The organism is Streptomyces sp. NBC_00075, assembly GCF_045041225.1.
Taxonomy (GTDB): Bacteria; Actinomycetota; Actinomycetes; order Streptomycetales; family Streptomycetaceae; genus Streptomyces; species Streptomyces adonidis.
Genome location: NZ_CP108243.1, coordinates 1566303 through 1592789, shown reverse-complemented (window position 1 = coordinate 1592789; position 26487 = coordinate 1566303). Strand labels below are relative to the sequence as shown.

Annotated in this window: 10 protein-coding genes and 1 tRNA gene; 6 read left to right on the top strand and 5 right to left on the bottom strand. The window is 72.1% G+C overall.

Annotation, left to right across the window (positions count from 1 at the left end; translation table 11 throughout):
• Positions 1-7: 7 nt before the first annotated feature.
• Both OG787_RS06840 and OG787_RS06835 read right to left on the bottom strand, forming a co-directional pair.
• Positions 8-451, bottom strand: coding sequence for a PAS domain S-box protein (locus OG787_RS06840; protein ID WP_405534572.1), 444 nt, complete (start codon positions 449-451; stop codon positions 8-10).
• Between the two features lie 192 nt (positions 452-643).
• Positions 644-1615: a 2-dehydropantoate 2-reductase gene (locus OG787_RS06835; RefSeq protein ID WP_369037890.1), complete on the bottom strand. Its 972-nt coding sequence runs from the start codon at positions 1613-1615 to the stop codon at positions 644-646.
• Positions 1616-1851: 236 nt separating this feature from the next.
• Here OG787_RS06835 and OG787_RS06830 point away from each other — a divergent pair, with 236 nt between their 5' ends.
• Both OG787_RS06830 and OG787_RS06825 read left to right on the top strand, forming a co-directional pair.
• Positions 1852-2526 carry a GntR family transcriptional regulator gene (locus OG787_RS06830; protein WP_405540434.1) on the top strand — a complete coding sequence of 225 codons (675 nt, stop codon included), beginning with the start codon at positions 1852-1854 and terminating at the stop codon, positions 2524-2526.
• Positions 2527-2652: 126 nt separating this feature from the next.
• Positions 2653-2737, top strand: a tRNA-Leu gene (locus OG787_RS06825).
• Positions 2738-2985: 248 nt separating this feature from the next.
• Here OG787_RS06825 and OG787_RS06820 read toward each other — a convergent pair.
• Together OG787_RS06820 and OG787_RS06815 are read right to left on the bottom strand one after the other, a co-directional pair.
• The gene (locus OG787_RS06820) at positions 2986-3348 is read right to left on the bottom strand and encodes a hypothetical protein (protein ID WP_405534571.1); all 363 of its coding nucleotides are present in this window, start codon (positions 3346-3348) and stop codon (positions 2986-2988) included.
• 275 nt (positions 3349-3623) lie between these two features.
• Positions 3624-5387 (bottom strand): hypothetical protein, encoded by a 1764-nt coding sequence (locus OG787_RS06815; protein ID WP_405534570.1) that lies wholly within the window; start codon positions 5385-5387, stop codon positions 3624-3626.
• 335 nt (positions 5388-5722) lie between these two features.
• Between OG787_RS06815 and OG787_RS06810 the strand changes: the two genes are divergently transcribed.
• A complete protein-coding gene (locus tag OG787_RS06810) occupies positions 5723-6367 on the top strand; it encodes an NADPH-dependent F420 reductase (RefSeq protein WP_405534569.1) in 645 nt (214 codons plus the stop codon).
• Positions 6368-6536: 169 nt separating this feature from the next.
• On the top strand, positions 6537-7868 hold the full coding sequence (gene ccrA / locus OG787_RS06805; protein WP_405534568.1) for a crotonyl-CoA carboxylase/reductase: 1332 nt from the start codon (positions 6537-6539) through the stop codon (positions 7866-7868).
• 164 nt (positions 7869-8032) lie between these two features.
• Here ccrA and OG787_RS06800 read toward each other — a convergent pair whose 3' ends face one another.
• Complete coding sequence (locus tag OG787_RS06800; protein ID WP_369037874.1) at positions 8033-10774, bottom strand: AAA family ATPase; 2742 nt, start codon at positions 10772-10774, stop codon at positions 8033-8035.
• Between the two features lie 798 nt (positions 10775-11572).
• On the opposite strand from OG787_RS06800, the gene OG787_RS06795 reads away from it, so the two are divergent.
• Positions 11573-20119 carry a type I polyketide synthase gene (locus OG787_RS06795; protein WP_405534567.1) on the top strand — a complete coding sequence of 2849 codons (8547 nt, stop codon included), beginning with the start codon at positions 11573-11575 and terminating at the stop codon, positions 20117-20119.
• 110 nt (positions 20120-20229) lie between these two features.
• Entirely contained in the window at positions 20230-26475 is a 6246-nt protein-coding gene (locus tag OG787_RS06790) for a beta-ketoacyl synthase N-terminal-like domain-containing protein (protein WP_405534566.1), read from the top strand.
• Positions 26476-26487 lie beyond the last annotated feature (12 nt).

The following is a 26487-nucleotide window of genomic DNA, read 5'->3' as shown; positions in this document are numbered from 1 at the left end:
CGGCGCCTCAGACAGTCGCCCTGCTCTGGGTCTCGGCCTCGGCCCGTCGCCGCTCCCGCTCTCGCTCCCGGTCGCGCCGCGCGGTGACGTCCCGGATGACCGCCCCGACGTACGTGCTGCCGTCGGGGCCGGGCAGCAGGACCACGCTGAACTCGATGGACAGCTTGCGGCCGTCCGCCGCCAGCGCGGGCACGTTGAGCAGGTCTGCGTCCCCGTACTTGGTCGTCCCCCGCGCCATGGCTTCCGCGAACCCGTCCCAGTGACGCTTCCGGTGCCGCTCGGGGATGATGACGTCCAGACTTCGGCCGTCCACGTCGCCCGCCGAGAACCCGAAGATGCGCTCCGCGCCCCGGTTCCAGAAGCGGATCAGCCCTTCGCCGTCGATGATCACTATGCCGTCGGGCGCCTGGGCGGCCATTCCCAGCACCACCTCGGGATGCAGATCTTCCATGTCGCCTCCGTGCAGGGGCAGTTGGATAACGAACGCATTCTGGCCGACAGTATACAGATAGATGGTATACAGAATCCATACTGTCTGTTCGGGACCTGTGCTCCGAACAGAGGCGGGACCCCCGCGGCGCAGGGGGCGCTCCCCGCCGCCAGGGGCCCCGCCGTCGTGGGCCGTGGCTCGACTACTCCGGCATCATGCGGCGGTCCCGAGTGCGAGGAGATCGCTGATGGCGTGGACGGTCCGCAGGGTGGGGACGTCGACGCCGGTGATGTCGGCGAGTTCGATGACGGCGGTCAGGAGGACGTCGAGTTCGAGGGGCTTCCCGCGTTCGAGGTCCTGGAGGGTGGAGGTGCGGTGGTCGCCCACCTTCTCGGCGCCGGCGAGGCGACGCTCGATGGAGATGCCGACACGGCAGTTGAGGGCCTCGGCGACGGCCAGGGTCTCTTCCATCATGGTCTGGATGACCTGACGGGTGCCGCCGTGGTGGCACATCTGGCGCATCGTGGCGCGGGCGAGGGCGCTGATCGGGTTGAAGGAGATGTTGCCGAGCAGCTTGAGCCAGATGTCGTTGCGCAGATCGGGCTCGACGGGGCACTTGAGCCCGCCGGCCCGCATGGCCTCGCTGAAGGCGTGGCAGCGCGGGGAGAGGGAGCGGTCCGGTTCGCCGATCGAGAACCGGGTGCCCTCCAAGTGCCTGACGACGCCCGGCCCTTCCAGTTCCGTCGCCGCATACACGACACAGCCGATGGCCCGTTCCGGTGCGAGTACGGCACTGACCGCGCCGCCGGGGTCCACACTCTCGACGCGCTGGCCGTCGTGGGGTCCGCCGTGATGGTGGAAGTACCACCACGGGATGCCGTTCTGGGCGGCGATGACAGCGGTGGACTCGTGGAGCAGCGGCTCGATGAGCGGCCCGCACGCCGCGTACGAGTTGGCCTTGAGCCCGAGGAAGACATAGTCGACGGGGCCGACGTCGGCGGGGTTGTCGGTGGCGTGGGCGTGCGCGGTGAAGTCACCGCGGGGGCTGAGAACCCGTACGCCGTGTTGCCTCATGGCCGCGAGGTGCGGTCCACGGGCGACAAGATGGACGTCGGCGCCTGCTTGGTGCAGGGCGGCGCCGACATAGGCACCGATGGCTCCGGCGCCGAGGATGGCGACTTTCACTGGGTGGCGCTCCGTTCGGTCGAGGGTGTACCGCGGAACTGTCGAAAACTGTCGACGAAATATTGTCTACAGGATGGAAGTGGTGGCAGCAAGGGTCCGGGACGGCGCCCGGACGGCCGCCTGGGGCCGCGTGAGCTGGGTTTCCGGTCGTTTGTGCGCCGTAGACTGTAGGCGAAAGCCAATTCATACTGGGCTCTCACATGTGGCGACGACGCTGCGGAGGAGGGGCCGTCATGCTGTCGACGACAGGACTGCCGCAGGGTGCGGTACCGAAGCTCGAACGTCCCGGTCCGCTGCGTGACCGGGTGTACGAGGCGTTGCTCGAACTGATCACCACCCGTGCCCTGCAACCCGGCCAGCACCTCGTCGAGAGCGAACTCGCCGGACACCTCGGGGTCTCCCGCCAGCCCGTCCGCGAAGCGCTCCAACGGCTCAGCACCGAGGGCTGGGTCGACCTACGGCCTGCCCAAGGTGCGTTCGTGCACGAGCCGACGGAGGCGGAGGCCGACCAACTCCTCACCGTCCGCACCCTGTTGGAGGCGGAAGCGGCCCGCCTCGCCGCAGCCAACGCGGGTGCCGCGGCCATCACCGTGCTGGAGGACATGTGCGCGGAGGGCGAGCGCGCGGTCGCCGCCGACGACGTGGACGGCGCGGTGGCGATGAACGCCCAGCTCCACGCGAAGGTGATGGAGCTGGCCGGGAACACGGTCCTCGCGGAGCTTGCGGCACAGGTCGATCGCAGGGTCCGCTGGTACTACACGCCGGTCGCCCGGCAGCGTGGCCGGCAGTCGTGGATCGAGCACCGCGAACTGATCGCGGCGATCACGGACGGCGACGGACAGCGGGCCACGGAGGTCATGCGGGCCCACACGGAACACACCCGGAAGATGTACCACCAGCGGGAGCGGTAGCGGGGTGGGCGCTCGGTGACCGTTTCGTTGCCCGTGGTGAGAGATATGCAGGTGAAAGCCACTCTGAAAGCTTGGTATTGTTGTTCGTGTCGCCGCGGGGAGCACTCCCACGGCGGCAGACACCTAGTCCGGGTGGCGGAATGGCAGACGCGCTAGCTTGAGGTGCTAGTGCCCTTTATCGGGCGTGGGGGTTCAAGTCCCCCCTCGGACACACTCTAGATGCGCACGGATGGTGCCGGCCGGGTTTCGGTCGGCACCATCCGTTTTTCGGATGGTGTCTGCTTCGTTGCGGTGAGTGAGTGCGGCCCGGGCGGTATCCGATGGGTGCCGCTGTCCTGTTCCGGTGTCACCGTCGCCGCCCGCGAAGGGCGAGCAGGCGGGGCGTGACTGTGCAAGCTGCCAAGATCTCCTTACGGTTGGATCCGACCGCCCCGCCGGGGCACCGGGTACGAAGGGGACTCAGCGGAAGCCAGATTGACGGCGCTTGCGGCGACGGCGGTGACAGCTCTGACCGGGCTGATGGTGACGGAGTCGTGGGAGCAGGCCAAGCTGAGACTCGGCCAGTGGCTGCGGCGACGTGGCGTGGACGAGGACCCGCAGGGTGAACTCCAGGCCGACAGCGACGAGTTGGCGCGCGCCCGCGCGGACGGAGATGAGCGGGCCGTCGAACGGGTCGAGGAGCAGCTGCGTGAGCGTCTCCTTCGCGTGCTGCGGGACGACCCGGAGGCCCCAGGAGAGCTGGCGCGGCTGATCGCCGAACTGGCGCCGGCCGCACCGGTCACGTACGTCAGTTCGGTCCGCGGCGGCGTGCAGCACGGTCATTCTTTCCAGGGCGCGCGCTTTCTGGGCAACGTCAACTTCACCGTTCCGGCGCCGGTACCGGCGGGGACGGGACCGCGGCCGAACCAACTGCCCGCTCGGACCTTCAGATTCGTCAACAGGGGCGACGAGATCAACGAGCTGCGTCAGGCGTTCCCCGCGGCCCGGACCGGCTCCGACCGCGTCGACCTCGTGGTGGTGTCGGGGGTCTCCGGCGTCGGCAAGACCGCGACGGCCCTCCGGTTCGCGGAGATGGTTCAGGACCTCTATCCGGACGGTCAGTTGTACGTGCCCTTCGCCGATCTGCGCGACCAGTCGGCGTCGACGCCCGCGGTCGGGAGGGACATCACGGATGCCGGCGAGGCGCTGGCCATGTGCCTGAGCGCCTTGGGCGTCGGAGAGGACGCCATGCCGCGGACCGTCGAGGCGCGCGCGAACCTGTTCCGGTCCTGCTCCAGCGACCTGCGCATCTTGCTCGTAGAGGCCAGCACCCCCGGATCCCGGGCTTCTCCCGTCGCTGTCGCCTCCACGATCCGGCCGTCCCGGAGCCCTGCGAGGCAGGTCTGTCCTCGTACGTCCGACACGGCCAGGAGACTCCCCGGAAGCCGCGCGAGCGTGTCCTGGATCCAGCGCAGCGCACCGGCGGTCGTCGGGTCCGTCCGGCGCCGGACGATCACCGAAGCGCTCGTGGCCACTCGCCCGTCGCGTTCGTCGTCCGTGCAGGCGAGATGGGAGAAGAGCGTGGGATCCTCGGGTGCCGCACCGGCGTATCCGGCCACGGCCGACGGAACACGCCGTACGGCGACGGTCGGCCCGCCGCTGTCCTCGCCTACCTCGGTGGTCACCCGCCAGGAGGTGACCGGCGCGGTGGGCGTGTCAGGCAGGGGTACGGCGAGCGGGTGCGGCGGCGCCGCATCGGGCTCGGGGAGCCGGAGCAGGCGGTAGAGGGCGGTGCGGAGGCGTGCCAGGGCATGGCCGGGTTCGGCGAAGGCCCTCGCGGCGACCGGCGCGTACCGCTCCGGCGTGTGCTCGCGTACGGCGTCCTCGATCTGCTCGTGCAGGTCTCCGCGTGGGGCGAGCCGGGGTGCCAGGTCCGCCATGGTGTGGACGGCGGTGCCCGGCACCGCGTCGGCGCCGAACGCGGCGAGCAGCAGCGGCGTACCCAGGGACGCGCCGTACAGACTGACCGATCCGTGGTCGCCGACCAGGACATCGGCCGCGACGAGGGCCGGGCGCCAGGCGTGCACGGCGGGCATCAGCAGCAGACCGGCGTCCAGCGCGGTCGTCTGGAGCGTGCGCAGCTGCCAGGCGCCGTGCGCCGACCAGACGTTGGGGTGGACGATGGCGCCGACCTTGTACTCGTCGTAGGGGAGTTGGGCGAGGAGGCGGGCGGGGAGGTCTGGCTGCGTCCCCAGGAGGGAGGTCGGTCCCCAGGTCGAGCTCACCATGACCAGCTTGTGGTCCACCCGGACACCCAGTGCCTCCCGGTAGGCCGGTCTCCTCGGCCTGCTGCTCAGCAGCTCGTCGAGACAGGGATCGCCCACCAGGAGAGTGCGTCCCGCGGCCTTCGGGTGGGTGGCGAGCAGCTGCTCTTCCTGCGACGGGTGGGAGACGGCCAGCCAGGCCCGTCCGGATTCGAGCAGCGAGTCCGGGACGACGCCGGACAGGCGCTCGTGCGGGCCGCGCGAGTCCGGGACGAGCTTCTGGAACCCCACGCCGTGCGGCAGCACGAGGACAGGGCAGTCGCCCTCCGGCACGTCGATGTTCTCGCTGGCGGACAGGATGAGATCCGGGGCCACGTCTGCCAGCTGTTCCCAGGGCATGACACGGCACCCTGCGTCGTGCAGGAGGCTGAGGACGCCGGAGTCGAAGGCCGAGGTGGGGTCGTACGCGAAGACGACGGTGACGCGGTGGTCGCCGCGCAGCAGCGCCGGGAGCGATTCGAGGACGCGCACGGTCGAGGTGACCGTGCGGGCGGCCACGACGAGGGTGCGTTCGCCGTGGAAGGTGCTCCACCGGTGGGCGTCGTGCCCCACGGGCACGCGAAGGGGCCGGCTACCGGACAAGGCACCCGCCTCTAACAAACCAGTTCCCCCAGCCGGTCAGCGGCTCGCGGCTCGCGGCGACGATCCTCTATCACAGCTCAAGCCGCGCTTCTACCCTCCATGTCGGGACCACCTCGCTGCTCGTGAACGGTTACACGGTAACCAGAGTGGCCGGCGGCCCGGATCACCGAGGCGGGCCGGAGGCCACGACGGCGCAGCCGTCGCGTGTCCGCCCCGGAAAAGATCGCTGGAACGGGAATGGCCGTTCTCCGGCTGTGGTTGGCGTCGGAGAGTAGTCACAGCAGTACCCAGGTAGAAGCGGAGTGTATGAAATGAAGATCGGGTTACTGGGAACTGGCAATGTCGCCAAGGTCGTTGGCTCGAAGTTGGTTTCCCTCGGGCACGAGGTCACCCTGGGGTCGCGCGACCCCGAGAACTCCCCGGCCGTGAAGTGGGCCGAGGAGAACGGCGCCAAGGTCGACGGTCTGCGGGAGACCGCCGCGGGCGCCGATCTGGTGGTGAACACCGCACCAGGGCTCTCCTCCCTCGATGTCCTCACCGCTGCCGGCGCCGACAGTCTCCGCGGCAAGGTGGTCGTGGACGTCTCCAACGCCACCGAGACCAGGGACGGCGGCCTCGCGGTCGTCACCCCGAACGGCGGGAGCATCGCCGAGCAGCTCCAGTCGGCCTTTCCCGAGGCCCGGATCGTGAAGTCGCTGAACACCATGGCCGGTCAGGTCATGGTCGATCCCGGTCGTATCCCGGGCCACCACACCGTCTTCCTCAGCGGCGACGACCCGACGGCCAAGGCCGAGGTCGCCGATCTGCTGAAGTCGTTCGGCTGGTCCGACGCCCAGATCCTCGACATCGGCGATGTGACCAGCGCGCGTGCCACCGAGGCCGCGCTCCTGCTGTTCGTCCGCCTTTACACCACGTTCCAGTCCCCCGAGTTCAACCTCTCGGTCGCGAAAGCCTGAGTGAGTGGGCCGGCCGACCGTTCCAGCGGTCGGCCGGCCCGCCGTGCTCTATTCCCTAGGGGCTCAAAAGTAGGGGGTCGGGCAACGCGGCTAAGGGTTGGGGCGGCCTGATTCACGGCCGTAACGTTCTCCGGACGGAGGTGTCGTCGCCAACGGAGAGGCAACTGCCATGGACGCTCTGGCCGAAGCGGTGATCTCGGGCGCCCCGCCGAGTGAACTGGAGAATGTCGCGGTTCCCAGCCTGTACACCGCCGCGCATCTGCGGAAGGACCAGACGGAGATCTTCCGCGGCGTGGCCGACAAGGACGTGCGGAAGTCGCTGAACGTCGGAACGGTGCGCATGCCCCGGCTGGCTCCCGACGAGGTCCTGATCGCCACGATGGCCGGCTCCATCAGTCACGACACCGTCTCCGCGGCGACGTTCGAACCGCGGCCGACATTCGATCTCCTGGAACGCCTCGGCGGACAGGGCGGATTCGACCAGCGGCACGACCAGGCGTTCCACGCGATCGGTTCGGACGCCGCAGGCGTGATCGTCCGGGTGGGTTCCACGGTCCGTCGCTGGAAGGTGGGGGACCACGTCGTGGTGGCCGGGGCGTGGGTCGACTCCCAGGAGCCGGGCACCCACATGGACGGCATGCTCGGCACCGAGCAGCGGACCTGGGGCCTGGAGACCAACTACGGAGGCCTCGGCCACTACTCGGTGGCACGCGCCGACCAGATCCTGCCCAAGCCGCCGCACCTGACGTGGGAGGAGGCGGCCTCCGGCACGCTGTGCGCGACGACCGCGTACCGGATGCTGGTCGGAGAGCACGGCGCCCGGGTCAAACAGGGCGACATCGTGCTGATCTGGGGCGCCGCCGGCGGGCTCGGCTCCTTCGCGGTGCAGCTCGTACGGAATGCCGGCGGCATCGCGGTCGGCGTGGTCTCCAGCGAGGAGAAGGCCCGTCAGCTGACCGAGCTGGGCTGCGACGTGGTGATCAACCGGTCCGAGCTGGGACTGGACGAACCCGGCCGGGACACCGCGGAGCTCGGCCGGCGGCTGGGCAAGGTGATCCGGAGCAAGGTCGGCGAGGACCCGCACATCGCGGTCGACACCACCGGCAGGGCGACCTTCGGGATCTCTGTCTTCGTGGTGCGGCGTGGCGGTGTCGTGGTCACCTGCGGCTCCGACTCCGGGGACTGGCACAACTTCGACAACCGCTATCTGTGGATGAACCTCAAACGCGTCATCGGCAGCAACATCGCGAACTACCAGGAGGCGTGGGACTGCAACCGGCTCTTCACCCTGGGCCGGCTCTCGCCCGTCCTGTCCCGGACCTTCCCGCTGGCCGACGTGGGCGAGGCCGCCCGTCTGGTGCAGAGCAACCAGCACCTGGGCAAGGTCGGTGTGCTGTGCCTGGCGGCGGAGGAGGGACTGGGCGTCACCGATCCCGGATTGCGCGCGCGGATCGGCGAGCGGAAACTGACACCCTTCCGGTCCCGGGCCCTGGCGGGCTGAGGGACCGGCCGTACGTGGGGCTGGCGTACGCGGGGTCCGCCGGACACGGGCCGGTGGGTGGCGGGTTCCGGATCAGGAACCCGCCACCCACCGGGTGCGGTCACCGTCGCCGGCCACCGTCCACGATCACGTGGCGCCCTGGCACGGCCCGGCCACTCGCCCTGTCACGCGGTGCCCTGGAGTTTTGTGTTCAGCCGGATCTGTAGATCGATCCGGCCGTCCACCTGGAGCTTGCGGTACACCCGGGTGAGGTGCTGCTCGACCGTGCTGACCGTGATGTAGAGGCGGCCGGCTATCTCCCGGTTGGTGTGCCCGCGAGCGGCCAGTTCGGCCACCCGCAGCTCCGCGTCGCTGAGCACTGTCTGCATGTCGTCCTCGGCGACCGCGGGTGCCCCCGTGCCGGAGTGCGGGGCGGCGAACTCCGGCAGCAGCGTCTGCCGTACGTGGGCCTCGGCGCCGGACTGCGCCGCCGTACGCCAGATCCGGCGGGCGGTGAAACGCGCCTGGTGGGAGTCGCCCAGCTCCACGTACACCCGGTTGAGTTCCATCAGTGTGGCCAGCAGTTCGACCGGGAGCCGGCTGCTGTCGAGCAGGTCGTCGGACTTGCGCAGCAGCACCACTGCCTGACGCGGTCTCATCGTCCCGGCGCGCAGCCGCAGCAGGGGGCCCTGTACGCGAGGGTGTTGGGCGTCGGGACGCTCCGCCAGCTCGTCCAGTGCCCGCGCGGCCCGCTCTCGGCGACCGAGCCGCAGCAGTGCCTCGGCCACCCCCAGCCGCCAGGGCACGATCCCGGCGACGTCCATGTCCCAGTTCTTCATCAGCCGTCCGCAGGCCAGGAAGTCCCGCAGGGCCGGCAGATGGCGCCCCATCGCCAGGTGGTGCTGTCCACGCGCCTCGAGGAAGTGCAGGTAGTACCGGGTCTTCGAGGCTCCCTCGGGGCGTGGGAACGCCAGCCACTCCGCCGCCGTACGGTGATGGCCCGCCGCGGTGGCGGCGGAGATCAGGGTCGACAGCGGCATCTCGATCTGGGGACCCCACGCCCTCGGTCCCATGAGCCGCAGCCCTTCCCGGGCCAGCCGGACCGCCGTCGGCAGGTTGCCGCGCCGGCGGGCCACCTCGGACAGGATCCCCGACCGCACGGCCTGCCAGGTGCGGAAACCCTCGGCTTCGGCACTCTGGTAGATCCGGGTGGTCCAGTACTCGGCACGGTCGAGTTCATGGACGTAGAGCAGCGCGCACAGCGCGTTGGAGTGAGGGCCGCGCCAGTAGTCCGGCGAGTGGTCGTTGCGCAGGACACCCTCGGCGACCCGGGCGGTGGCGTCGTAGTTCCCGGCCTGCATGAAGTCCCACATCACCGAGTCGACCAGCGGTCCGGCGGTCGGGTCCTCGCAGGCCGGACGGGGATCCGTCGGCCGCTCCCGCAGGAGTACGACGGACTCCGGGTGGGTGCTGCGCAACGACTGGTCGGTGCTGAGCAGGGCCTCGCCGACCTCGGGGGAGTGCGGACGCTCGCGGATCCTGGTCAGTATCCCGGCGGCCTCCTCCTCCCGCCCGTGCCACATCAGGGCGCGGGCCAGCATGATGGCCTCCAGGTCGGGGAGGTGCCCCTGCTCGAAGGCGTTGAGCAGCCCGGCGAAGTGGGACATGGCCCGGGCGGGGTTCATCCGCCACTCGACCCGGACCTTGGCCGCGGTGATCAGCGCGCGTTCCTCACCGTCGGGGCAGTCCCGCAGCGCCAGGTCCAGGCACTGGAGGGCGAGGTCGGCCTGCTGGCAGTCCAGCGCGTCCTCCGCCGCCTGGCGCAGCAGTGAGATGTGCCAGTGGCGGACGGGCCGGTCGGCGGCGATCAGATGCTCGGCGACCCGCAGCGGGGTCTCGCCCTCGCTGTGCAGCAACTCGGCGGCGCGGTAGCGCAGTTCGGACGCGTTCTCGAAGCCCGGGTCGTTGAGGACGACCGAGCGGGCCGCCGGGTGCCGCAGTGATCCGTCGGGGCCGAGCAGACCGGCCTGCGAGAGTGCGGCGCTGAACCTCTTGACCTGGCGGCGGGGCCTGGACATCAGCTTGGAGATCAGTTCGGGGGTGGCGCGATCGCCGAGCAGGGCGATGCCCCGGGCCACGTCCAGGCCGGGCTGTCCGCTGTGGTGCAGGCAGGCGAGTACGGCCGTGGCGGAGATGTCGCCGGGGCTCAGGGATTCCCCGCCGGCGGCCGAAGGGTCCATCAGGTGCTCTTCCAGCAGGGCCCGGACCACCAGCGGGTTGCCGCCGGTGGCCGAGTGGGCGGCCGGGGCGAGCCGGTGCGCGGTGGCGTCGTCGAGCCGCTCGGAGAGGATGCTGGTGACTCCGTCCACCGACAGCAGGGGCAGCTGGATCTGCCGGTGGTGCGGTTCGCGGAACAGCTCCGCGTGGAAGAGCGGGATCGTCTGCTGCGAATACTCGCTGGTCACCAGCACCAGCATGACCGGTGCGACACGGACGTGGCGGACGAGGTAGAGCAGCCCGCGCAGGGATTCGGCGTCGGTGAGATGGGCGTCGTCGGCGATCAGCAGGAGCGGGGTCTGGGCCGCTGAGCGCAGCAGGTCGTGGCAGATGGCGAGCATGAGTTGTGACGACATGGCGTGGCCGGACCGTGTCTCGGCCAGCCGGTGGCGCAGTTCGGCCGCTGACGAACAGGCTTCCAGGAGCTGGCCGAAGATTCCCGAACCTGCTCCGGCGTCGGCCGGTGAGGCATGGGTCAGTACGACCCGGACGCCCTGGTCGGTGGCCCTGGCGGCGAGTTGGTGGGCGAGTTCGGTCTTGCCCGACCCGACCGGGCCGGTGACGGAGACGACTCGCCCGGCGCCACCCAGGGCCTCGTTGAGTAAGCTTTCCAGGAGGAGAATTTCTTCCGCCCGTTCAACGAATGTCACATTATTCCCCTTTGCGCGGCCTCTGGCCTCGCTGCGCGTTATGGTGCCTGAGCTTCCTCGTTCAAAGGTCATTTATTCCCCCGTCGCCGAGGTGGCCGGTGCGGCCGGTGGCCGCTGACCGATTCTAACTCGGCGGCTGGTTAAGCTGGCGCAAAGAAACTGCCTGGGTGCGAAAGTGCATACCTGAAAGCGCACGTAAAGGAAGTGGCAATTCCGGTACCGCTACGGTCAGTGATAAGCGGCCCTCCAGAGTTGCCCAGAGTGGTCTGGTCCAGTTATGACGGGCCAAAATAGCTCTGCGCACCCCCTATCGGTCAACCCCTATTGGCCCTGCCACCGGCGGCGATCGGGTCTGCCGCGCACCGCGCCCCCTCCATCGACCGCGCTCCTGCCCGTCGGGCCCCGCGCTCCATGAGCCACCCCTATACCGCAATAGCAGCGCAACGCGGGGATAGGGGCACGAAACTAAGGGTTGGCCTCCGGTCGGCCCGCAAGTAGCGTTTCACCGTCCGAATTCGGCGGATGAATGCGGAGGTCCGTCGGCTGCGCCCTTTGTTTCGCACGAGGGGTCCTTTGTTTCGTACAAGGGAACGCGAAAAGCAGTTCATTGCCGTATACCGCCGGTGTCGACGGACGGGAAGCCGGTACGGAGGAAGCGGCGAACACAACGCGCCGGAAACCGGTGTGTAACTTTCCCGTCCGCTTCCCCCGGGATGCGGTCGGCGCGCCCTTCGCCGTGCGGGCGCCGGAGCCCGAGGAATGTCCGAGGATGCCCGACAGGAAGGCGAAGTCACGCCCATGACCGACGAACCCCGTTCCGACAGCAGCCCGCAGGCGCAGCCGGTCCCGGCGGAGCCCATCGCCGTCGTCGGTCTGTCCTGCCGTCTGCCCGGCGCAGTGGACCCGGCCGCGTTCTGGGAGCTGCTGAGCAACGGCACCGAGGCCATCACCGACGTACCGCCGGGCCGGCCCGGGTTCACCCCCCGACCCGAGGGCGCCCGGCCGTTGCGGGCCGGATTCGTCGACGGCGTGGAACGGTTCGACCCGGAGTTCTTCGGCATCTCCCCCCGTGAAGCCGCCGACATGGACCCCCAGCAGCGGCTCGCCCTCGAACTCGCCTGGGAGGCCCTGGAGGACGCCGGCATCGTCCCCGGCAGCCGCAGGGACACCCGCACCGGCGTCTACCTGGGCGCGATCTGGGACGACTACGCCAAACTCGCCCACGAGCACGGGCCCGACGCCGTCAACGGCCGCTCCCTCACCGGTCTGAGCCGTGGTGTCATCGCCAATCGCGTCTCCTATTTCCTCGGCCTCCAGGGCCCCAGCGTCGTCGTCGACACCGCACAGTCCTCCTCGCTCGTCGCCATCCACCTGGCCTGCGAGAGCCTGCGCAGCGGAGAGACCGACCTGGCTCTGGCGGGCGGGGTCAGTCTCAATCTCCTCCCCGAGGGCTTCACCGTCGCCGAGCGGTTCGGTGCCCTCTCGCCGACCGGCCGGGCCGCTGTGTTCGACGCCCGCGCCGACGGCTACGTACGCGGCGAGGGCGGCGGTGTCGTCGTGCTCAAAACCCTCCGTCAGGCCCTCGCCGACGCCGACACCGTGCACTGTCTGATCCGAGGGGGCGCCGTCAACAACGACGGCGGCGGTGACACCCTCACCGCGCCCCGGGCGAGCGGGCAGCGCGACGTCCTGCAACGGGCCTATGAAAACGCGGGAGTGGACCCCGCGCAGGTGCGTTTCGTGGAACTGCACGGAACGGGAACCACCGTCGGCGATCCCATAGAGGCGTCCGCGCTGGGCGCGGTCATCGGCCGCGCCCAGCCGGACGCCTCGCCCCTGCTGGTCGGCTCCGTCAAGACCAACATCGGACACCTCGAAGGCGCCGCGGGCGTCGCCGGCTTCCTCAAGGCCGCCCTCAGCCTGCGCGAGCGCACCCTGCCGCCCAGCCTCCACTACCGCGACCCCAACCCCGCGATCCCGCTGGACACCCTCGGCCTCCGTGTCGCCGACACCACCGTCGACCTCACCCCGGAGGACGGCGACGACAACCCCGTGTTCGCCGGCGTCAGCTCCTTCGGCATGGGCGGCACCAACTGCCACCTCGTGCTGTCCGACACCACCGGACTTCCGGCGCCCGCCGGCGGCGACTCCCAGGACGACTCCCGTACCGGCCCGCACCCGGGACCGCACACCGTCCTGCTCTCCGGACACGTGGACGGCGCGCTGCGCGACCAGGCCCGGCGGCTGCGCGACCATCTCGCCGTCCACCCCGGCCCCGGCCTGCCCGACCTCGCACACACCACCGCCCTGGCCCGTGGCCACCTCACCCACCGGGCCGCGCTGCTCGCCGGGGACCGCGACACCCTCGCCACCGCCCTCGACGACCTCGCCGGACACCGCCCCTCACCCCGTGTCGTACGGGGCACCGCAGGACCGGCCGGGGGAGACCTCGCCCTCCTCTTCACCGGCCAGGGCAGCCAGCGGCCCGGCATGGGCGCCGGCCTGTACGCCGCCCACCCGGTGTTCGCCACCGCCTTCGACGACGCCTGCCGCGAACTGGACGCCCACCTCGACCGGTCCGTACGCGAACTGGTCCTCGGCGCCCCGGACGCGCCCGACGCCGCGCTGCTCGACCGGACCGGATACACCCAGGCCGCGCTGTTCGCGTACGGGACCGCCCTCTTCCGGCTCCTCCAGCACTGGGGCATCACCCCCGCCGCCCTGCTCGGACACTCCATCGGCGAGCTGACCGCCGCCCACGCCGCCGGCGTCCTCTCACTGGCGGACGCGGCGACTCTCGTCGCGGCACGCGGCCGTCTGATGCAGGCCCTCCCGGAGGGCGGCGCGATGGTCTCCGTCCAGGCGTCGGAGACCGAACTCGCCCCGCGGCTCGCCGACTTCACCGGTCGCGTGGAGATCGCCGCGATCAACGGACCCACCGCGACCGTGCTGGCAGGCGACGAGGACGCCGTCCTCGCGATCGCCGGCGACTGGCGGGCGCGCGGCCGCAAGACCAAACGGCTGCGGGTCAGCCACGCCTTCCACTCCCCGCACATGGAGGGCATGCTGGACGACTTCCGCCAGGTCGCCGAGAGCCTGACCTACCACCCGCCGGCCCTCCCGGTCGTCTCCAATCTCACCGGCCGCGCGGTCACCCCCGGCGAACTCCTCGACCCGGGCCACTGGGTACGCCATGCCCGCCGGGGAGTCCGCTTCCTCGACGGCATCCGCACCCTCGAAGCGCGGGGCATCACCGTCCACCTCGAAGTCGGCCCCGACGCCGTGCTCGCCACGATGGGCCGCGACTGCGTCACCGCCGACGCGGTCTTCCTGCCCACGGCCCGGGCCGGCCGCGCCGAGCCGGACACGCTCGCCGCCGCCGTGGCAGGGCTGCACGTGCACGGTGTCCCCGTCGACTGGGCGCGCGTCCAGGAAGGCCGGGGCGGACACCGCGTAACCCTGCCCACGTACGCCTTCCAGCGGGAGAGCCACTGGCTGGACCCCGCGAAGGGCGCCCGGCCGGTCCGCCCGTCGGCAGCCGCGCGGCCCGTGGAACCGGCGGCGGACGCCGTCGCCCCCGAGCAGCCCCGGAGCCCTGCCGACCCGCTGCGGGCACGCCTCGCCGCGCTGCCCGAGGCGGACCGCGAACGGGCGCTGGCCGAACTGGTCCTCACCCAGGTCGCCGCCGTCCTCGGCCACGACTCGATCGAACGTGTCGAGCGGGAGCACACCTTCAAGGACCTCGGCTTCGACTCGTCGGCCGCCGTCGAACTCCGTGACCTGCTCACCGAAGCCGTCGGCGTCGCCCTGCCCTCCACCCTGGTCTTCGACCACCCCAGCCCCGAAGCCCTGATCCGCCACCTGCGCGCCGACGCCCTCCCCGCGCCGACTCCGGCCCGGCCCACCCGGGACACCGACGACGACCCCGTCGTCATCGTGGGCATGGCCTGCCGTCTCCCCGGCGGAGTCGACTCCCCGGAAGAGCTGTGGGACCTGGTCACCGAAGGCCGCGATGTCATCGGCGACTTCCCGGAGGACCGTGGGTGGGATGTGGAGGGTCTGTACAACCCTGATCGGGAGGTGCCGGGGTCGTCGTATACGCGTCGGGGTGGGTTTCTGCATGGGGCGGGGGGCTTTGACGCGGAGTTCTTCGGTATTTCGCCGCGTGAGGCGTTGGCGATGGATCCGCAGCAGCGGTTGCTGTTGGAGATCTCCTGGGAGGCCCTCGAACGCGCCGGCATCGACCCGACCACCCTGCGGGGCAGCAACACCGGCGTCTACGCGGGCACCTTCATGTTCCGCGACCACACCACCCCCGGCGGTGGCCCCGACCCCCTGGAAGGCCAGCACATGACCGGCAGCGCCGGGAGCGTGCTGTCGGGGCGGGTGTCGTACGCGTTTGGTTTTGAGGGTCCGGCGGTGACGGTGGATACGGCGTGTTCGTCGTCGTTGGTGGCGTTGCATCTGGCGGTGTCGGCGTTGCGTCGGGGTGAGTGTGATGTGGCGTTGGCGGGTGGGGTGACGGTGATGTCGACGCCGGGGACGTTTGTGGAGTTCTCGCGTCAGGGTGGGTTGTCGGCGGACGGGCGGTGCCGGTCGTTCGGTGCGGAGGCTGATGGGACGGGGTGGGCCGAGGGTGCCGGGGTGCTGTTGGTGGAGCGGTTGTCGGATGCGCGCAGGTTGGGGCATCGGGTGCTGGCGGTGGTGCGGGGGTCGGCGGTCAATCAGGACGGTGCGTCGAATGGGCTGACCGCTCCCAACGGTCCCTCCCAGCAGCGCGTCATCCGCGCCGCACTCGCCGACGCGGGTGTGGGGCCCGCCGACGTCGACGCGGTGGAGGCGCACGGCACCGGGACGCGGCTGGGTGACCCGATCGAGGCGCATGCCTTGTTGGCGACGTACGGGCAGGGGCGGGTGGCCGAACGGCCTTTGTGGCTGGGGTCGTTGAAGTCGAATCTGGGGCATGCGCAGGCGGCTGCGGGGGTGGGCGGGGTCATCAAGATGGTGATGGCCATGCGTCATGGGGTGTTGCCCCGGACCCTGCACGCCGAGACACCCTCACCCTTCGTCGACTGGGACGCGGGTGCGGTGGAGTTGCTGGCCGAGTCGCGGGAGTGGCCGCAGACGGGTCGGCCGCGTCGGGCCGGGGTGTCCTCCTTCGGCATCAGCGGCACCAACGCCCACGTCGTCCTCGAAAGCGCACCCGAGCAGCCCGCGTACGGATCGGACGAGCCGGAGTCGCCGGCCGGGTCCGCTGATGCCGATGCGGTGGGGTTGCCGGTGCCGGTGGTGATATCGGCTCGGGGCGAGGTCGCGTTGCGGGCGCAGGCGGTGCGGCTGGGGGAGTTCCTGGCCGCCGACCCGTCACCGTCCCTGACCGAGGTCGCGCACGCGCTGGCTACGACGCGGGCGCTGATGGAGCACCGCGCGGTGATCCTGGCCACCGACCGGGAGGAACTGCTGACCGGTCTCGCCACCCTCGCGGCCGGGGAGGAGAGCCCCCGGGTGGTCACCGGACAGGCTGGGCCGGGTGGCGGGCTGGCGGTGGTGTTCACCGGCCAGGGCAGCCAACGCCCCGGCATGGGCCGCGAACTCCACCACACCTTCCCCGTCTTCCGGGACGCCCTCAACGAGACCTGCGCCCTCCTGGACAGGGAACTGGCCGCCGAACTCGCAGACGCGGGAGCCGGCTCGCTGCGGGACATCATGTTCGCCGAGCCCGGCACCCCGCAGGCCGAGGCCCTGGACCACACGGTGTTCACGCAGAGCGCCCTGTTCGCCTTCGAGACCGCCCTCTACCGCCTGCTGTCCTCCTGGGGCATCCACCCCGACCACCTCGCCGGACACTCCGTCGGCGAAGTCGTCGCCGCCCACACCGCCGGCATCCTCACCCTCCCCGACGCCTGCACCCTCATCGCCGCACGCGGCCGACTGATGAACTCCCTGCCCACCGGGGGTGCGATGGTCTCCGTCCAGGCCCCCGAAGACCATGTCACCAACGCCATCAGGGCTGTTGACGGTGCCAGCGGTCGGGTGGTGATCGCGGCGGCCAACGCACCCACCTCGGTCGTCATCTCCGGTCACGAGGCTCCGGTGCTGGCCGTCGCCGGTCAGCTGGAGGAGCAGGGCGTCAAGACCCGCCGCCTGCGCGTCAGCCACGCCTTCCACTCACCCCTCATGGACCCGATCCTCGAAGACTTCCACACCGTCCTGAACACGCTCACCTTCACCCCGCCCCGCATCCCGGTGATCTCCAACCTCACCGGCCGCATCGCCGACCCCGACGACATCACCACCCCCGACTACTGGATCCGCCACCTCCGCCAGGCCGTCCGCTACGCCGACACCCTGGACACACTCCACACCCTCCACACGACCACCTACCTCGAAGTCGGCCCCGACACCACCCTCACCACCCTCGGCAAGACCACCCTCGATCACGACACCGTTCGCCACCTCGCCACCCAACACCGCGACACCCCCGAAACCACCGCCCTCCTCACCACCCTCGCGACCCTCCACACCCATCACTCCACGCTCCAGTGGCCCACGCCCCGCCACACCGGCCCCGCCATCGACCTCCCCACCTACCCCTTCCAGCACAAGCACTACTGGCACATACCGACAGCCCCGGAAGCCGCCGACGCCGCCGGGCTCGGTCTCGGTGCGACGGGGCATCCGATGCTCGGTGCCGCCGTGCCGTTCGCCGACCGCGACAGCACGGTGCTCGTCGGCCGGCTGTCGACGGCGGACCGTCCGTGGCTGGCCGATCACGCCGTACTGGGCACCGTCCTCTTCCCCGGCACCGGGCTGGTCGAACTGGCGATACGGGCCGGTGACCAGGCCGACAGCGGTGCGCTGGAAGAACTCATGCTGGAGGCCCCGCTCGTGCTGCCCGCCAAGGGCGGTGTCCAGCTCCAGGTCATCGTGGGCGAGGAGGACGAGACCGGCCGCCGGTCGGTCACCGTCCATTCACGGCCCGAGGACGGGGACGAGTCCGCGCGGGAGTGGACGCGACACGCCACGGGCGTCCTCGCCCCGGCCGCCGCGCCGGCCGCGCACGCGAGCACTGAACTGGGCGGCGCCTGGCCGCCGCCGGGTGCGCAGCCCGTCGAACTGACCGGCTGGTACGCGGAGTTGGCGGCGCAGGGTTTCGAGTACGGACCGGCGTTCCAGGGCCTCAGGGCCGCCTGGCGACGCGGCGACGAGATCTTCGCCGACATCGCCCTCGACGACACACAGGCCGAGACCGCCGGACGCTACGGACTCCACCCGGCCCTCCTCGACGCGGCACTGCACGCCATCGAACTCGGCGCACTCCCCGCCACCCCCGGCGAAACCCACCTCCCCTTCGCCTTCAACGACGTACGACTCCACGCCACCGGAGCACCCGCAGCCCGCATCCGACTGGCACCCGCCGGACCCGACGCCGTGTCCATCGAGGTGGCCGACGCCGAGGGGAACCCCGTCGCGACGGTCGGGTCACTGGACCGCCGTCCTGTCTCGAAGGACCAGCTGAAGGCGGCCGGGGCCGGTACCGAGGACGCGTTGTTCCGGATGGACTGGCGTGAGCTGCGGGGCCCCTCCGCACCGACGGACGACGAGCAGCGCTGGGCGGTGCTGGGCGCGGTGCCCGTGGGCCTGGGTGTGAAGACGGTGCCCGTCACCGGCCTGGACTCGGTCGAGGGAACCGAGGACGTACTGCTGCTGCGGCTCGCGGACTCCTCCGGAACCGATGTCGTGCGCTCGACGCACGAAGTGACGCGCGACGTCCTGGCGTTGGTGCGGGAGTGGCTGGCCGAGGACCGTTTCCAGGGGGTACGCCTGGTGGTGGCCACCTCGGGCGCCGTCGCCGCGGCGAAGGGTGACGAGGCGGCCGACCTGCCGCACGCCGCCGTCTGGGGTCTGCTGCGGTCGGCCCAGACCGAACACCCGGACCGGCTGCTGCTGGTGGACGTGGACGACGCCCCCGAGTCCTGGGCCGTACTGCCGGACGTCGTGGCCTCGGGGGAGCCGCAGGCAGCCCTGCGGGCCGGGTCGGTGCTGGTGCCCCGGATGGCCAGGGCCGAGGCGCCCGCCGCGACACCGGACGCCGACGGGGACCGGTTCGGCGACGGCACCGTACTGGTCACGGGTGCGACCGGAGCGCTGGGCGGACTGTTCGTACGGCATCTCGTCACCGCATACGGCGTACGGGACCTGCTGCTCGCCAGCCGGCGCGGCCGGGACGCCTCCGGTGCCGCCGAACTCGGGGCGGAACTGGCCGAGTTGGGTGCCCGGGTGAGCTTCGCGGCCTGCGACACCGCCGACCGGACGGCCGTGGACGCGCTGCTCGCCGGTGTCCCCGCCGAGCGGCCGGTCACCGGTGTCGTCCACATCGCCGGTGTCCTGGACGACGCGACCTTCGAAGCGCTGACCCCGGAGAGCCTAGACGCCGTGCTGCGGCCCAAGGCCGACGCGGCCTGGCACCTCCACCGGGCCACCGCCCATCTGGACCTGAAGGCCTTCGTGCTCTTCTCCTCGATCCAGGGCTGGGTCGGTGGCGCCGGACAGGCCAACTACGCGGCGGGCAACGCCTTCCTCGACGCCCTCGCCGCCCACCGCCACGCACAAGGACTCCCCGCCACCTCCCTGGCCTGGGGACCCTGGGCCGAAGGCGGCATGGCCGCCGAACTCAGCGCCGCCGACCAGGCCCGGTTCAGCCGCGCCGGCATGGCCCCGCTCCCGCCGGACCGCGGTCTGGCACTCTTCGACACCGCCCTGACCGTCGACGCGGCCTCCTTGGCCGCCGTCCTCTACGACACGACCGTCCTGCGTGCCCGGGGCGCCGAACTCCCGCACCTGCTGCGGGGCCTGGTCCGGGTCCCGGTCCGGCGTGCGGTCGCCGCGGAGGCCGCGCGGGGCGGGGCGACGTCCGGCCCCTCCCTCGCGGAGCGGCTGGCCGCGCTCTCCGCCGCGGAACGCGAGAAGGCGGTGCTGGACCTCGTACGGACCGAGGTGGCCGCCGTTCTCACCTACGAGTCCGCCGACGGTGTGGACGCGGCCCGGGGATTCAAGGACCTGGGGCTGGACTCCCTGACCGCCGTCGAACTGCGCAACCGGCTCGGCAAGGTGACCGGCCTGCGGCTCCCCGCCACCCTCGTCTTCAACTACCCCACCCCGGCCGGACTGGCCGGGCGCCTGGTCACCGAACTCCTGCCCGACCCCGTGGAGCCGGACGACGCACCGGGTGCGGCCGAGGCCAGGGGCGAGGACGCCGAGCCCGAGGCCGTCGAACCGGACCTGATCGACGCCATGGACATCGAGGACCTGATCCGCATGGCGAGCGAGAACGCCGAGTCCTGAACCGCCCATGAGACCCCGGTCCATGAGACCCCGGTCCACTCGACCCCGGCCCAGGAGACCCTGCCGACCAGCCCCGTACCCCCGGATCGCCCAGAAGGATCACGGAGCACATGTCAGACGAACACAAGCTCAGGGAGTACCTCAAGCGCGCGACCGTCGAACTGCACGACTCCCGCAGGCGGTTGAAGGAGGCCGAGGCGGACCGGTCGGAGCCGATCGCCATCGTCGGCATGGGCTGCCGGTTCCCCGGCGGAGTGCGTTCGCCCGAGGACCTGTGGGACCTCCTGCTGGCCGGCGGGGACACGAGCACCGAGTTCCCCGCAGACCGGGGCTGGACCATGCCTGTGTCGGGTGTCCGTGCGGGGGGATTCCTGCCGGACGCGGGCGAGTTCGACGCGGAGTTCTTCGGGATCTCGCCGCGCGAGGCACTCGCCATGGACCCGCAGCAGCGGCTGTTCCTGGAGACGGCCTGGGAGGCGCTCGAACGCGCCGGGATCGATCCCAAGGCGCTCAGGGGCAGCGGTACCGGCATCTTCGCCGGGCGGGTCACCGAGGACTACGGTCTGGTCCTCGCCGACCCGAGCGACGAGATCGAGCCCTACCGGCTGACCGGCCTCGCCGGCAGCGTCCTGTCCGGCCGGATGTCGTACATCCTCGGCCTGGAGGGACCGGCGGTCACCGTGGACACCGCCTGCTCGACCTCGCTGGTCGCCCTGCATCTGGCCGTACGGTCGCTGCGCAGCCGGGAGTGTTCCCTGGCCCTGGTCGGCGGGGCGACGGTGCTGGCGACGCCCGACAGTTTCACGGACTTCGGGCGGCGGGGCATGCTGAGCCCGGACGGCCGGGTCAAGGCGTTCGCCGCCGGGGCCGACGGCACCGCCCTCGCGGAGGGCGTCGGCGTCCTGGTGGCCGAGCGGCTCTCCGAGGCCCGCCGCCATGGCCGCACCGTACTGGCCGTCGTACGCGGCTCGGCGGTCGAGCAGGAGGCCACGGGCAGTGCGCCCGGCGGCCGGGCGCGCCGCCGGGTCATCGAACAGGCCCTGTCCGACGCCCGGTTGGCGCCGTCCGAGGTGGACGCCGTGGAGGCGCACGGCGACGGCACCCTGGCCGGCGATCTGGCCGAGGCGACCGCGCTGGCAGCGGCGTACGGTCCGGACCGGGACCCGGCGCGGCCGCTGCTCGTCGGGACGGTGAAGTCCAGCCTCGGCCACACCCTGGCCGCCGCCGGTCTCGCCGGGATCGTCCGTACGGTGATGGCGCTGCGGCACGGCGAACTGCCGCCCACGCCGTACGTCGGCACACCGTCGCCGCACATCGACTTCGCCGACGGCCCGCTGGCCCTGCCGGCGGACCGGACACCCTGGCCGCAGACCGGCAGGCCGCGCCGCGCGGGCGTGTCCGCCTTCGGGATCACCGGTACCGACGCCCACGTCATCCTGGAACAGGCTCCCGAGCCGGACCCGGCTCCCGAGCCGGAGAGGACGGCACCGCCGCGGGGCCCGGTCGCCCTCCCGCTGCCGTTGTCCGGTGCCGGCGAGGCCGCGTTGCGCGCCCAGGCCGCTCGGCTGCGGGCCTTCCTGGCCGCCGATCCGGCGCCGGACCTCGCGGACACCGGTCTGTCGCTCGCCGTCACCCGCTCCGCCCTCACCCATCGCGCGGTCGTCCTCGGCGAGGACCGGGCCGAGTTGCTCGCCGGCCTCGACGCGCTGGCCCTGGACCGTCCCGCGCGCAATCTGGTCCGGGGGTCGGCCGGTGCCCGTGAACGCGGCAAGACGGTGTTCGTCCTGCCCGGGCAGGGCGGCCAGTGGGTCGGCATGGCCGAGGAACTCCTCGCCACGGAACCGGTGTTCAGACAGCGCTTCGAGGAATGCGCCCAGGTGATACGGCGGTTCGTGGACTGGGACCCCGTCCGTGTGCTCGGCGACGCGACCGCCCTGGAGCGGATCGAGGTGTTGCAGCCGGTGCTGTTCGCCGTGAACATCGCCCTGGCCGCCCTCTGGCAGGCCCACGGCATCCACCCCGACGCCGTCATCGGCCACTCCCAAGGCGAAATAGCCGCCGCCCACATCAGCGGAGCCCTCACCCTCCACGACGCCACCCGCATCGTCCTCATCCGCTCCCAGCTCTTCGCCGACCACCTCACCGGACACGGCGCCGTCGCCTCCCTCCAGACCACCGAAGAAAACGTGCTCCGGCATCTGGCCGCCTATCCAGACCGGTTGTGGATCGCCGGCGTCAACGGACCCACCGCCGTCACCGTCGCAGGCGACCACGACGCCCTGGAGGAACTCGTCACCACCCTCACCGACCAGGGCGTCCGCGCCCGCATCGTCCCTTCGACCGTCGCCTCCCACAGCCCCAAAGTCGAACCCCTCCGCGACCGACTCCTCACCGCCCTCGCCTTCATCCAACCCCGCAAAGCCCACCTCCCCCACTACTCCACGGCTACGGGCGCCGTCCTCGACGGCACCGAACTCACCCCCGACTACTGGTACGAGAACTGCCGCCGACCCGTCACCTTCGCCCCCACCATCCACACCCTCCTCACCACCGGACACACCACCTTCATCGAGTGCGGACCGCACCCGGTGCTCACCGCCGCCGTCGAGGAGACCGCCGAGGCGTACGGCGTCGAGGTCGTCGCCCTCGGCACCCTGCGGCGCGGCGAGGGCGGCCGACGGCGGATCGGTGCCTCCCTCGGCGAGGCCTGGGTACGCGGCCTGGCCGTCGACTGGCGGCCGGAGTTCACCGGCACGGCAGCCCGCCGTGTCGACCTGCCCACCTACGCCTTCCAGCACAGGCGGTACTGGTTCGAGCCGGAGTCCGCCGCCGCCCGCCAGGTGGGGGAGGGGGCCGCGTCGGCCGCGCTGTGGAACGCGGTCGAGAGCGGCGACGCACCCGGCGCCGCCGACGCGCTGCGCCTCGGCGACGGGGCCGACGCCGGTGCGCTGCGCGAACTGCTGCCCGCGCTGACCGCATGGCGCCGCGACCGGCGGATCCGGACCGCGCTGGACTCCTGGCAGTACCGGAGCGTATGGCGACCGCTGCCGGAACCTGACTCCGCCGTCCTGCCGGGGGACTGGCTGCTCGTCACCCCCGGCGCGAGTGGGACGGCGGACGCGGTCGCGACGGCCCTCGCCCGGCACGGCGCCCGTGTGCTGCGCGCCGACGTCGATCCGTACGACAGCGATGCCGATCGGCTCGCCGCCCGGCTCAAGGACGCGGGTGCGGCGGAGGCGACGGGCGTGGTGTCGTTGCTGGCCATGGCCGACGACCCGCATGATCCCGCGGCGGGCGGTATGCCGGGCGCCGCGGTGGGCGGCACGGTGACGCTGCTGCGGGCGCTGGCCACGCTCGGCACCGGCTCGCGGTTGTGGTCCCTCACCCGGGGCGCGGTCTCCACCGGCACGCGCGACCCGCTGACCAGCCCGGCCCAGGCACAGCTCTGGGGTCTGGCCCAGACGGCGGCCCTGGAGAGCCCGGCACTGTGGGGCGGGCTGATCGACCTGCCCGCCCACCTGGACACGCGCGTCGGCGCCCGGCTGGCCCTGGCCCTGTCCGCCGCCGCTCCCGGCGGGGAGCGTGAACTCGCAGTCCGAGGCACCGGCGTGTTCGCCCGCCGACTGGTCCGCGCGGCTGCGGGCGGGTGGCCGAAGGGCGCCGAGGGGCGTACGGGCGACCGGGCTCCGGTTGCCCAGGATCCCACCGGCCGCTGGTCGGTGAGCGGGACGGCCGTGTCCGCCGCCGTTCCCGGTGGGGAGGGCGAGGTCGCCGTCCGAGGCACCGGCGGGTTTGCGGGCCGGCCGGTCCGTGCGACGGCCGACGGGCGGGCACTGGGCGCTGAGGAGCGTACGGGCGCTGCTGAAGGCCCCACCGGCCGTTGGTCCGTGAGTGGGGCGGCCCTGTCCGCCGCCCCTGGCGGGGAGCCTGAACTCGTCGTCGGAGGTACCGGTGTGTTCGCCGACCGGCCGGTTCGTGCGGTGGCCGATGGGCGGGCACCGGGGGCCGAGGAGCGTACGGGCGCCGCCGAAAGCCGTATCGGCCGCTGGTCCATGAGCGGGGCGGCCCTGCCCGCCGCCCCTGGCGGGGAGCCTGAACTCGTCGTCGGAGGTACCGGTGTGTTCGCCGGTCGGCCGGTGCGCGCGGCAGCCGATGGGCGGGCACTGGGCGCCGAGGAGCGTACGGGCGCTGCTGAAGCCCCCACCGGCCGTTGGTCCGTGAGTGGGGCGGCCCTGCCCGCCGCCCCTGGCGGGGAGCCTGAACTCGTCGTCGGAGGTACCGGTGTGTTCGCCGACCGGCCGGTTCGTGCGGTGGCCGACGGGCGGGCACCGGGGGCCGAGGAGCGTACGGGCGCCGCCGAAAGCCGTATCGGCCGCTGGTCCATGAGCGGGGCGGCGCTGGTCACCGAGGGGCTCACGGGTGCCGGTCCGTATGTCGCACGGTGGCTGGCGCGGGCCGGGGCGGACCACCTGGTGCTGACCTGCGGCAGCCTCCCGGACTCCGCGCGGGCCGCCGGACTGGCCGCCGAACTCGCCTTGCTGGGCGCCGGGACGACTGTCGTCGAGACGAATCCGGCCGACCCGGAGGAGCTGGCGCTCGCGCTGGCCGCCGTACCCGCCGATCTCCGTCTGACCGTCGTCGTCCACACGGCCGACCCGCGTGGTGAGGGACCGCTCGAAAGCGTCACCCCCGAGCAGCTCGGTCAGACGCTCGCCCCCAAGGCCGCTGCCGCCTGGCAGCTCCACCGGCTCACCCGCGACCTCGATCTGTCCGCGTTCGTCCTTTTCTCCACGATCGCAGGAACGCTCCGCAGCGCGCCGGGACTCGGCGGATACGGAGCCGCCGGCGCGTATCTCGACGCGCTGGCCGCACATCGCGTCGCTGAAGGGCTGCCCGCCACCTCGGTGGCCTGGGGCGTGTGGGTCGACGCCGACGCGCCCGAGCGGGAGGAGGCGGCCCGCGCCGCCCGGCTGACCCGGCGCGGCATTCCGCCGCTCGACCCCGAACCGGCGCTGGCCGCCCTGGACGGCATCCTGGCCCGGGCCGAGACCACCGCGGTCGTCGCCGACATCCGCTGGCCGGACTATCTCGCCGAGCACGGCGAGGCCGCGCCCGACCTCCTGCTCACGGAGATCCCCGGCGCCGCACAGGCGCGTCGCCCGGAGGCGAGCACGTCCGCCGGCTCCAGCGCGGTGGACAACCGGGCCACACCTGACGCGTTCCGCGCCGGGCTGGCCGGACTCACCGCCGCCCAGCAGCACCAGGCGGTGCTCGCCCTGGTCTCCGGTGAGATCGCCGGGGTCCTGGGCCACTCCGCCACCGCCTCCCTGGACCCCGACCGGACGTTCCTCGAACTCGGCCTGGACTCCCTGACCACGGTCGAGCTGCGCAACCGCCTCGCCGCCGCCACCGGCTCCCGGCTGACCGCCCGGACGATCCTGGAGCAGCGCACCCCGGACACCCTGGCCGCACACCTGCGCACCGAACTGGTCCCGGCGGCGGACGCGACGACCGAACCCCCGCCCCTTCCCACCCCCCTCGCGGTTCCCGGCCTGTTCGGCCCGCTGCTCCGGCGCGCCCGGGAAGAGGACCGGACCGGTGAGTTCGTACGGCTCCTGACCGGCCTCGCCGGATACCGTCCGTCCTTCGGGGAGTCGCCCGAGGAACGCGATCTGCCCGACGCGACACGGCTCGCGCGGGGTACGGACGGGGTGCCGCTCTTCTGCTTGCCGAGCCCGCTGGGCAGCGCCGTACCGGAGCAGTTCGCGGCGTTCGCCGCGCACTTCGACGGCGGGCATGACGTCACCGCCCTCACCCTGCCCGGGTTCCGGGCCGGTGAGCGGGTGCCGCTGACGTCGGCGGCGGTCGCCGAGGCCGTCTCGCTGGTGCTGCTCCGGCAGGCCGGAGCGACTCCGGCCGTGCTGGTCGGCCACGCGGCAGGCGGTCTCCTGGCGTACGCCGTCGCGGCCGGGCTCGAGGCAGCCGGACACCCCGCCGCAGGCGTCGTACTGCTGGACACCGCACCGCCGACCGCCGCCGAACTGGCCGGCCCCGGCGGCCCGTTCCTCGACGCCCGTCCCGCCCAGGAGCCGCCCGACGACGTCCGGCTCACCGCCCTGGGCGCCTATGTTCCCCTGCTCACCGGCCCGGAACCCGCCTCGCTCACCGTGCCCACCCTGCTGGTACGAGCCGCGGACGGTGCGCCGGGGCGGCCGTCCTGGGCCGCCCCGCACCGTGCCGTGCGGGCGCCCGGTGACCGCGTTTCCCTGCTCGCGGAGCATGCCGCGTCGACCGCCCGGCTCGTCCGAGCGTGGCTTCCCGTCCGTGTCGGGTCAGCACTCGAACCCGCGAAGTGAAGGAGCACGTCA

Excerpts from the sequence above, each read along its gene's own strand:
- OG787_RS06795 (WP_405534567.1), top strand. The coding sequence starts at position 11,573 with ATGACCGACGAACCCCGTTCCGACAGCAGCCCGCAGGCGCAGCCGGTC.
- OG787_RS06820 (WP_405534571.1), bottom strand. The coding sequence starts at position 3,348 with ATGACCGTGCTGCACGCCGCCGCGGACCGAACTGACGTACGTGACCGG.
- OG787_RS06840 (WP_405534572.1), bottom strand. The coding sequence starts at position 451 with ATGGAAGATCTGCATCCCGAGGTGGTGCTGGGAATGGCCGCCCAGGCG.
- OG787_RS06810 (WP_405534569.1), top strand. The coding sequence starts at position 5,723 with ATGAAGATCGGGTTACTGGGAACTGGCAATGTCGCCAAGGTCGTTGGC.
- OG787_RS06790 (WP_405534566.1), top strand. The coding sequence starts at position 20,230 with ATGTCAGACGAACACAAGCTCAGGGAGTACCTCAAGCGCGCGACCGTC.
- ccrA (WP_405534568.1), top strand. The coding sequence starts at position 6,537 with ATGGACGCTCTGGCCGAAGCGGTGATCTCGGGCGCCCCGCCGAGTGAA.